Below are 8,938 nucleotides of genomic sequence, written 5' to 3'. Positions count from 1 at the left end.
GCTCCGGGGGCTCCGGGGGCTCCGGGGGCGCCGGGATACGCTCGGCCCATGTCCGGCACCGCCGCGTCCGACGCGCCCGAGGTCGGCCCCCTGCTGCGCGAGTGGCGGCGGCGGGCCGGTGTCACCCAGCTCGAACTCGCCCTGCGCGCCGACTCCTCCGCGCGGCACGTCAGCTTCATCGAGACGGGCAAGTCCCGGCCGAGCCGGGAGATGGTGCTGCGGCTCGCCGAGCACCTCGACATCCCGGTCCGGGAGCGCAACGCCCTGCTGATGGCGGCCGGTTACGCCCCGCACTACCCGGAGTCCGCGTTCGACTCGCCCGCGCTCGGCGCGCTGCGCGCCGGGCTCGACCGGCTGCTGGCCGCCTACGAGCCGTTCCCCGCGCTCGTCCTGGACGGCACCTACCGCGTGTGGGGCGCGAACCGGGGCGTCGAGCTGCTGCTCGACGGCGTCGCGCCCCACCTGCTCGCCCCGCCGCTCAACGCCATGCGCGTCACCCTGCACCCCGAGGGCCTGGCCCCCCGCATCCTCAACTTCCGCGAGTGGCGCGGCCATCTGCTGGACCAGATGCGCGGCCAGTTCGCGCTGCTCCGTTCCGCCCCGCTGCGGGCGCTGTACGAGGAGGTCGCCGCCTACCCGCTGCCCCCGGGCGGCGGGGAGCGGGCGGGGGAGAGCGGGGCGCCCGTCCTGCCGATGCTGCTCGACCACGGCGGCAGGCGGCTGGCGTTCCTGTCGACCCTCACCACCTTCAACACGCCGGTCGACGTGACCGTCTCGGAGCTGGCCGTCGAGACCTTTCTGCCCGCTGACCCGGAGACGGCCGCCCACCTGCGCGAACGCTGAGGGGCGCCGCGTCGCGCCGCCGAAAACGCGTTGCCGCGGGCCGGGGGAGCGCGCCACCATCCCGGGATGGAACCGGTGCTCGACCCCGACGTCCTCGCCTTCTACGAACGCGGCGGCGAGGAGACCCGGCTGTCCCAGGAGCCGGGCGGCCCGGCCGACTCCCGGCTGGAGTTCCTGCGGACGCGCGACGTGCTGCGGCGCGTGCTGCCCGCGCCGCCCGCCCGGGTGTTCGACGTGGGCGGGGCCGCCGGCGCGCACGCCGTGTGGCTGGCGGCCGACGGGTACGAGGTCGAACTCCTCGACCCCGTGCCGCTGCATGTGCGGCAGGCGCGGGCCAAGGGGATCGCCGCGCGGCAGGGGGACGCCCGCCGACTGCCGCGGCGGGACGCCTCGTTCGACGCCGTGCTGATGCTCGGTCCCCTCTATCACCTGCCCGAACGCGCCGACCGGGTCCTGGCCCTGGCCGAGGCACGGCGGGTGGCCCGCCCGGGAGGGCTCGTCGCCGCGGCGACCATCAGCAGGTGGGCGCCGCTGCACGACGGGCTGGTGCGGGGCTTCCTCTTCGCGCCCGGCCGGCTCGACGCCACCCTGGAGACGCTGCGCACCGGCCACCAGGACGGCGGCACCGGCCTGTTCACCGAGGCGTACTTCCACGATCCGGCGGACATCGCGGGCGAGTTCGCCGAGGCGGGGCTCGGGGCGCCGGTCACCTACGGTCTTGAGGGCGCGGCCTGGCTGCCGGGCGGGATGCGTGACCGGCTCGACGACCCGGAGCAGCGCGAGGCGGTCCTCACCGCGCTGCGCGTCGTGGAGACCGAGCCCTCCCTGCTGGGCGCCAGCGCCCATCTCCTCAGCGTGGCCACCGTCTGAGGGCCGCGGCCCGGACCGCGACCGCGGCGGCCCTGGCGTCCCTCAGCGCCCGGCCAGCTCGATGAGCAGGCCGAGCCCGGCGCGGTCGACGGAGCGGGCCGTCGCGCTGAGGACGACCACGGCCGCCTGGCGTTCCGGGGCGATGGCCAGCAGCGCGCGGTGGCCGCCGGTGCCGCCGTTGTGGAAGAGCACCTCGTGCCCGCCGCGGCCGGACGGGAGCCGCAGGCCGATCCAGCCGGGGTGCGCCGCCGAGCGGGCGCCCAGGCGGTGCCGGGTCTCACGGGTGAGGGCCATCGCGCGGGCGAGTTGCCCGGTGACGTCGCCGAGGTGCGCCATGGCGAAGGTGGCCAGGTCGGCGGCGGTGGAGTGGAGTCCGCCCGCCGCGGCCAGGGCGCCGGGCCGCCGGGGCGGCACCGGCCTGCCGCGGCGGGAGTGGCCTCGCGCGAGCCGCGCGGCCCGCCCCGGGTCGAGGACCTGGTGGGTGTCGGACATCCCCAGCGGGTCGCAGATCTCCGCGCGGATCAGGGATGCGTCGTCCCGTCCGGTCGCGCGGGCCAGGGCGAGGCCGAGCAGCCCCATGCCGAGGCCCGAGCAATGGAACCGTTCGCCGGGAACCGAGCGCAGCCGGGTGCGGCCCAGGCCCGCGAGCACCATGCCGGGCGTGCACCGCGCGTACGGGTCGTGCCGGTGGCGGAGCGCGCCCGGGAGCATGCCGCGCGGCAGGTCGGGCAGCCCCGAGGTGTGGGTGGCCAGATGGCCCAACTCCACGGCCCGGCCGTCGCGTTCGGGCATGGCCGTGCCCTCGGGCAGCAGGGTGCCCACCGGCTGGTCGAGCGCGACCTCGCCGCGCACCGCGAGCCGGGCGAGGGCGAGCGCCGTGAAGGTCCTGGTGACCGAGCCGATCGCGAACAGCGTGCGGGGGTCGGCGCCGTGGAAGCCGCAGTCGCCACCGCGGACGGCGCCGACCACGAGCGCGCCGCGCCGCCCCTCGGCCAGGCGCTCGGCGGTCGCCGCCGCCAGCGCGTCCAGGGTCGCCGCCGTCGTCATGGGGATCACTCCTCCCCGCGGCCGAGGATGCGCCGGCCGCCGTACTTCTTGTGGACCGCCTGTTTGGACACCCCGAGCGCCGCGGCGATCGCCGCCCAGCTCGCGCCGCCGTTGCGCGCCCGGCGCACCAGAACCGACTCCTCACGCTCCAGGCGCCGCCGCAGCTCGGTGGCGACGCGCAGCGCCTGGAGGGGGTCCGACTCGCCGGTGATCGGCGAGAGATCGACATCACCCATGCCGTCAACCATGGTTGACGAGGGGCGGCATGTCAATCGTCGTTGACGATCTCGGGGCCGTTCCTTCTTGCCGTGGGGCGCCCCGGCGCGCAGGATGTCTCCGGCGAGGCGGGTGTGCCGGACGCGCACCGACGAAGGAGTTGGCGGTGGAGACGCGCGTGACCGTGGTCGGGGAGGCCCTGGTCGATCTGCTGTGGCCGGACGGGGCCACCGAGGTCCGGGCCGTGCCCGGCGGCAGTCCGGCCAATGTCGCGGTCGGCCTGCGCCGCCTGGAGCGGCCGGTCACGCTGCTGACGGCCTGGGGCGAGGACCCGCCCGGCGCGCTGGTGCGCGAACACCTGGCGCGCACCGGCGTCGAGGTGCGGCGGATGGCGGCCGACGCGGCGCGGACCATGGTCGCCCTCGCCTATCTCGACGCGGGCGGCGCGGCCACCTACGACTTCCTCGCCGAGTGGTCCCCCCGGGAGATGCCGGTGCCCGAGGACACCGTGGTGCTGCACACCGGGTCGCTGGCCGTGGTGATCGAGCCCGGCGCCTCGCGCGTGCTCGACCTCTGCCGCGAACAGCGGCGGCGCGGCAGGATCGTGGCCGCGGACCTCAACGTGCGCCCGGCCGTCCAGCCCGACCGGGCCGCCTACCGCGCGGCCTGCGAGCGGCTGGCGGGCGCGGCCGACGTGCTCAAGGCGAGCGACGAGGACCTGGCGTGGCTCTTCCCCGGTCTCGCCGTGGCCGAGGCGGCGCGGGCCCTGCTCGCCGCCGGGCCGCGGCTGGTCGTGGTGACCCGCGGCGCCGAGGGCGCGTTCGCGGTCACCGCCGAGGACGAGGTCGCGGTCCCCGCGCCCCGCGTCGCGGTGGTGGACACGGTCGGCGCGGGGGACACGTTCCAGGCCGCCCTGCTGGACTCCGTGGCCGAACGCGGCCGACCGCCGTCCGGGACCGACGCGTTGTCCGCCGTCCTGCGCCGCTGCGCCAGGGCCGCCTCGATCACCTGTACCAGGGAGGGGGCGGACCCCCCGACCATGGCGGAACTGACGAGCGTGTGACACCCGTGTGAAAGACCTGAGATGGCCTTAACAGGGCCGAAACGGAAGCCACATGTAACACCGTCAGATCCCGTGACGAAGATGCGGGGGCGGTGGTCGACTGCCGCTCTGATGATACGATCGCCGGGCTTGCCAAACCAGCTGAAGGCGCGTAAGCCATAGGGCCAACTGGTAAATCAGCCAAGCGGGTTCATCCCAAGGAGCGTTATGCCGTCAGAAGGGCATAGGGAGCCGAAGCGGCGGCCAGGTGTGCATGGGCTGCCGCCCCTCCGGGCGAGGTCGTCCCTCGACGCCGGGTGGGCTGCTCCCTCACCGTGCCCGTTCGGCTGAGCTGACGGATCCGTCGGGGGGGAAGACGGATTCACAAACACGGCATCCTCAATTCTTGTACATGGTGGTCTAGCTTGAAGAGAAATCCATGACCGATTACCTACAGGACCCGGCGCTCTGGGGCCTTATCGTTGGCACCCCCCTTGCCGCGACGGCCATCTATCGAGCACGTAAGACGAACGCAAAGCTCCGCAAAGACCAGTCGGAGCTGGAAGGCCGGCACTTCGAGCTGGAGAGCACGTTCAACGAGGCGGTGGACGACGCCCGCCTGCGCGCGGAGGAGGCCACCAAGACGGCCCTGAAGTCCGCCATGCGGACGCTCCAGGGTCTGGCCAACGAGCAGCAGCTCGCGATCTCGAAGATTCAGGACAAGTACGGCGACCAGGAGATCCTTCAGGAGCTTCTGGGCATCGACCACATGAACTCGCAGTTCGGTCGGCGCGCGCAGTCCGTCGCCGTTCTGTGTGACGGATGGCTCGGCCGCGCTCGGGCCGTCGCCTCCGTCTACGACGTGGCCCGCAGCGCCAAGGGGCGCATTCGCCACTACACGCGGGTCGAGATCCGCTCCCAGACGAACTTCGCCATCGTCAGCCAGGCCGTCGAACCGGTCGCGCTGGTGCTCGCCGAGCTGCTGGACAACGCCACCAGCTACTCGTCGCCCGAATCGGCGATCGAGATCAACATCAGGACCGTGCCCAAGGGCGTCTGCGTCATCATCGACGACGCCGGTGTGGGCATGAACGAGGAAGAGAAGACAAGGGCCTCCCGTCTGCTGTCGGGCGATCACCCGGTGGGCGTCACCGAGCTGGGCAACCCGCCGCAGTTCGGCTTCGCCGTCATCGGCGTGCTCGCCGCCCGCTACGGATTCAGCGTCTCCGTGGACTCCGCCTCCCCCTACGGCGGGGTCAGGGCTGTGGTCCTCCTTCCCCAGGAGCTGCTCACCAGCATGCCCGAACCACAGGAACCGAGCGCACCCGAATTCCCGGTCGAGGCGGAGGGCGAGCCCACCGCGACGACCGCCGGCGGCCTGCCGAAGCGCCGACGGCGAGGCGCCATCGCCATCGTTCCGCAGTCGGACTCCGACGCCGCCGCCGTGCGGTCGAGTGAGGAGACGGCCTCCATCATGGGTGCTTTCCAGCGGGGCACGCAGTCCGGTCGCACCGCTGATCCAAGCAGGGAAGGGTATGAGGTCCAGTGACTACCGAACTCTCATGGATGCTTGAGGGCGCACTCGAGGTCCCGGGTGCTCGGCACGCGATCCTGGTCTCCGCGGACGGCCTGCTCATGGCGCGCTCCACGAAGGTCGACAAGGACCAGGCGGACACGGTGGCCGCCGCGATGAGCGGCATGCAGTCCCTCAGCCGCACGGTCGCCGCCTTCAGCGGCGGCGCCGCGATGAAGTGGCGGCAGACGGTCGTCGAGTTCGACGGTGGCTGGGTCTTCCTCATCTCCGCGGGAGAGGGCGCCTACCTCGCCGTCTCCGCGGCGCCCAACGTCGACATGGCCGACATCACCTTCCGTATGCAGCAGCTGGTCTCCCAGCTCGGCAAGGCACTGACCACCCCTCCCCGCCAGAACACGGGTATTCAGGCATGACGACGCCGCCCGACGATGAATTCGAGCCGCATACCGACCCGCTGGACCCCGAGAACGTCGAATTGGTGCGACCGTACGTCATCACCAACGGCCGTGATGTCACGGGTGCCAGCCGGTTCGAGCTCCTCACATTGGTCACCGCCGCCGAGGACGCGCAGCCCGGCAAGCACTTGGATCCGGAGAAGCGCGACCTTGTCACCCTGTGCGAGGGAGGGTATCTCTCGGTCGCGGAGATCGCGGGCCACCTGAAACTGCCGGTCGGGATCGTCAAGGTCCTGCTGGCCGATCTCGCCGAGGGCGGGCTCATCCTGACCCGCCGTCCGGTACCTCCGGCACAACTCGCTGACATTCAGGTTCTCCAGGAGGTGCTGGATGGTCTCCAGGCTCGTTTCGGGTGAAGGCGTGCATCTGCACGACAAGGTGCAGATCGCGGCGAAGATTCTGATCGTCGGGCACTTTGCGGTCGGAAAGACGACACTCATCGGAACGATGTCGGAGATCCCTCCGCTGCGTACCGAAGAGACCATGACTCAGGCGAGCGAGGGCATCGACCACCTGAATGGGGTCAAGGGCAAGACGACCACCACCGTGGCCATGGACTTCGGTCGGCTCACGCTGAACGACCGGCTGGTGCTCTACCTGTTCGGCACGCCGGGTCAGCAGCGTTTCGTCCAGGTGTGGGAAGACATGACACGGGGCGCGCTCGGGGCCCTGGTGCTCGTCGATCCGCAGCGGCTCAAGGAATCCTTCGCCGTGATGGACCTGGTGGAGAAGTACGGAATTCCCTATGCGATTGCCGTCAACCACTTCGACGGCACCCCTACGCGGTCCGACGACGAATTGCGGGAGGCGCTCGACCTGCTTCCCGAGACCCCCGTCGTCACATGCGATGCGCGAGACACGAAGTCGTCGGCGAACGCGCTGATGGTGCTGGTCCGGTATTTGCAGAGCCGTACCGGTAAGGAGCAGAGATGAACGAGCAATCGGACTTCGCGTCGCCGCCGCCGGGCTGCCCGGCGCACGCCGGTGGTGACGCCACCCAGATGGACAGCTTCCGTACGCCCCTGTACGGAGAGGAGTGGGCCGCGGACCCCGGCGCGTTCTACGCCTATCTGCGCCAGTACGGGCCGGCCGCCCCGGTCGAACTCGCGCCGGGAGTCCCGGCCACCCTGGTGACGGAGTACGCGGCCGCGCTGCACGTCCTCCAGAATCCGGAGGACTTCTCGAAGGACTCCCGCCGGTGGCGGGACTTCAACGAGGGCCGTATCGCTCCGGACAGCCCGGTCCTTCCGATGATGGCTTATCGGCCCAACGCCTTCTACGCGGACGGCGCGGAACACCTGAGGCTGCGTCAGGCCGTCACCGACAGCCTGGCCCGTCTCGACACCCACCGCGTCAGCCGCCAGGTCGAGCGGGTCTCCAGCTACCTGGTGGACCAGTTCTCCGAGCGGGGCACGGCCGATCTGATCGAGGACTACACCAAGCTCCTGTCCCTCCTGGTGTTCAACGACATCTTCGGCTGCCCCGCCGACGCCGGCAACCGCCTGGTCGAGGGCTTCACCAAGATGTTCGACGGCGTGGACGCCGAGGCGGGGAGCGTGCTGATCGCCGAGGCGCTCGCCGAACTCGTCGCGTTCAAGCGGGCCAAGCCCGGGAACGACGTCACCTCGTGGCTCCTGGAGCACCCCGCCAAGCTGAGCGACGAGGAGATGATCCATCAGCTCCTCACGCTCATCGGCGCCGGCGCCGAGCCCATGCGGAACCTGATGGCCACGGCGCTGCTGATCATGCTGTCCGACGAGCGCTTCTTCGGCGGTCAGTACGGCGGGGCCCTGCTCGTCGAGGACGCCATCGACGAGGTGCTGTGGAACGTCCCGCCCGTGTCGAACTTCGGAATCCACTACCCGGTCAGGGATGTGGACCTCTACGGGGTCAAACTGCCCGCGGGCGCGCCCGTGGTCGTCAGTTTCGCCGCGGCCAACGCCGACCCCTCGCTCTCGTCCTCCCGGCAGACGCTCAGCAAGCGGGCGCACCTCGCCTGGAGCGCGGGCCCGCACGCCTGCCCCGCCAAGGACCCCGCGCAGCTGATCAGCATCGCGGCGATCGAGAAGCTGCTCAACCACCTTCCCGATATCGAGCTCTCCGTTCCGGTGAGCAGCCTGACATGGCGGCCGGGACCATTCACCCGTGGCCTCGTCTCCCTTCCCGTGCGCTTCTCACCGGTGCGCCGGGTTCGTCCCCAGCCCGCTCCGGCGTCGGCGTCCTCGGGCGCGTCCGGCCAGAAGGCCGGCGGCAAGCCGAAGGGTGGATGGTGGAGTTCCATGCTCGCCTGGTGGCGTGACTGACGAGGGAGCGCACGCCTGACAGGTGAAACGCGCCGGGGAAATGCATCAGTGGGTCGCCTCGACGCTGCCCGTCATGTTCACCGCATCGCATGCGCATATGACAGCGGTCGGCACACCCGATATCGGGTGTGCCGACCGCCTGTCGTCTGTTCGGTCCGGTGTGGGGGGTGGACGGTGATTATTCCCGAGGTGGTCAATCCTTAAACCTTCCTTTCGGAGTTCGGCGACTAGATTTTAGTCACAGTCGGATGGGGCGGTTTTCAGATGTTTTTTCGGTCTGCGACCTATGCGTCGGGCATAGTTGATGGCTAGGATCTGGCCTGAACATGTGCGCTGTCATGCATGAGGAGCTGTCGGCCCGTATGCCGTGTGACATCACCCCCGTTACGTCATTGCGCCTCTCTTCCTGGGGCGACGCCCGGCCCATGCGTTCACTTCCGGCGAAGGCCCGTATGTCGACGGGCGTATGGCGGGGCGGATGCACCGCCTGTATCCGGACAGGCGACAGTGTGGAGGGCGTCGGCGTCGGATGCCCCGGAAGAATGGCTTGTTCTGGTGGGACGAATGAGGTTCGAGGCCGGTTTGTCGGCCATCGGGACCCGGGGGACCTGCTGTCTCTTATTCCCAT

Annotated in this window: 10 protein-coding genes; 8 read left to right on the top strand and 2 right to left on the bottom strand. The window is 71.0% G+C overall.

From position 1 onward, the window contains the following. Positions 1-48: 48 nt before the first annotated feature. Together ADY01_RS28070 and ADY01_RS28065 are read left to right on the top strand one after the other, a co-directional pair. Positions 49-843, top strand: coding sequence for a helix-turn-helix domain-containing protein (locus ADY01_RS28070; RefSeq protein WP_049579104.1), 795 nt, complete (start codon positions 49-51; stop codon positions 841-843). Between the two features lie 66 nt (positions 844-909). Beyond that, complete coding sequence (locus ADY01_RS28065) at positions 910-1,713, top strand: class I SAM-dependent methyltransferase (RefSeq protein ID WP_049579103.1); 804 nt, start codon at positions 910-912, stop codon at positions 1,711-1,713. A gap of 42 nt (positions 1,714-1,755) precedes the next feature. Here ADY01_RS28065 and ADY01_RS28060 read toward each other — a convergent pair whose 3' ends face one another. Together ADY01_RS28060 and ADY01_RS28055 are read right to left on the bottom strand one after the other, a co-directional pair. Next, a complete protein-coding gene (locus ADY01_RS28060; RefSeq protein WP_049579101.1) occupies positions 1,756-2,760 on the bottom strand; it encodes a serine hydrolase domain-containing protein in 1,005 nt (334 codons plus the stop codon). 5 nt (positions 2,761-2,765) lie between these two features. Further along, positions 2,766-2,996, bottom strand: coding sequence for a hypothetical protein (locus ADY01_RS28055; protein ID WP_049579099.1), 231 nt, complete (start codon positions 2,994-2,996; stop codon positions 2,766-2,768). A 146-nt stretch (positions 2,997-3,142) separates the two neighbouring features. Here ADY01_RS28055 and ADY01_RS28050 point away from each other — a divergent pair, with 146 nt between their 5' ends. The 6 genes from ADY01_RS28050 to ADY01_RS28025 all read left to right on the top strand — a co-directional run bounded on the left by ADY01_RS28050 (position 3,143) and on the right by ADY01_RS28025 (position 8,310). Beyond that, positions 3,143-4,039, top strand: a complete 897-nt coding sequence (locus ADY01_RS28050) for a carbohydrate kinase family protein (RefSeq protein WP_049579097.1) — start codon at positions 3,143-3,145, stop codon at positions 4,037-4,039. 418 nt (positions 4,040-4,457) lie between these two features. Beyond that, a complete protein-coding gene (locus ADY01_RS28045; RefSeq protein ID WP_049579096.1) occupies positions 4,458-5,567 on the top strand; it encodes an ATP-binding protein in 1,110 nt (369 codons plus the stop codon). Next, positions 5,564-5,965, top strand: a complete 402-nt coding sequence (locus tag ADY01_RS28040; RefSeq protein WP_107081850.1) for a roadblock/LC7 domain-containing protein — start codon at positions 5,564-5,566, stop codon at positions 5,963-5,965. Before ADY01_RS28045 ends, ADY01_RS28040 begins: the two co-directional genes overlap by 4 nt. Continuing rightward, positions 5,962-6,363: a DUF742 domain-containing protein gene (locus tag ADY01_RS28035; protein WP_049579092.1), complete on the top strand. Its 402-nt coding sequence runs from the start codon at positions 5,962-5,964 to the stop codon at positions 6,361-6,363. The genes ADY01_RS28040 and ADY01_RS28035 overlap by 4 nt, the downstream gene beginning before the upstream one ends. After that, on the top strand, positions 6,338-6,940 hold the full coding sequence (locus ADY01_RS28030; protein WP_049579090.1) for a GTP-binding protein: 603 nt from the start codon (positions 6,338-6,340) through the stop codon (positions 6,938-6,940). The genes ADY01_RS28035 and ADY01_RS28030 overlap by 26 nt, the downstream gene beginning before the upstream one ends. Further along, positions 6,937-8,310 carry a cytochrome P450 gene (locus ADY01_RS28025; protein WP_049579088.1) on the top strand — a complete coding sequence of 458 codons (1,374 nt, stop codon included), beginning with the start codon at positions 6,937-6,939 and terminating at the stop codon, positions 8,308-8,310. The genes ADY01_RS28030 and ADY01_RS28025 overlap by 4 nt, the downstream gene beginning before the upstream one ends. The last annotated feature ends 628 nt before the right edge of the window (positions 8,311-8,938 follow it).

Source organism: Streptomyces sp. SBT349 (genome assembly GCF_001083795.1).
In the GTDB taxonomy this organism is placed as follows: domain Bacteria; phylum Actinomycetota; class Actinomycetes; order Streptomycetales; family Streptomycetaceae; genus Streptomyces.
Note: the sequence above shows the minus strand (reverse complement) of the source record. Positions and strands in the feature narration are given on the sequence as shown.

What these genes read in the sequence shown, in the direction of transcription:
- ADY01_RS28070 (WP_049579104.1), top strand. Translation starts at nt 49, where the DNA reads ATGTCCGGCACCGCCGCGTCCGACGCGCCCGAGGTCGGCCCCCTGCTG.
- ADY01_RS28025 (WP_049579088.1), top strand. Translation starts at nt 6,937, where the DNA reads ATGAACGAGCAATCGGACTTCGCGTCGCCGCCGCCGGGCTGCCCGGCG.
- ADY01_RS28055 (WP_049579099.1), bottom strand. Translation starts at nt 2,996, where the DNA reads ATGGGTGATGTCGATCTCTCGCCGATCACCGGCGAGTCGGACCCCCTC.
- ADY01_RS28045 (WP_049579096.1), top strand. Translation starts at nt 4,458, where the DNA reads ATGACCGATTACCTACAGGACCCGGCGCTCTGGGGCCTTATCGTTGGC.
- ADY01_RS28065 (WP_049579103.1), top strand. Translation starts at nt 910, where the DNA reads ATGGAACCGGTGCTCGACCCCGACGTCCTCGCCTTCTACGAACGCGGC.
- ADY01_RS28035 (WP_049579092.1), top strand. Translation starts at nt 5,962, where the DNA reads ATGACGACGCCGCCCGACGATGAATTCGAGCCGCATACCGACCCGCTG.
- ADY01_RS28030 (WP_049579090.1), top strand. Translation starts at nt 6,338, where the DNA reads ATGGTCTCCAGGCTCGTTTCGGGTGAAGGCGTGCATCTGCACGACAAG.
- ADY01_RS28060 (WP_049579101.1), bottom strand. Translation starts at nt 2,760, where the DNA reads ATGACGACGGCGGCGACCCTGGACGCGCTGGCGGCGGCGACCGCCGAG.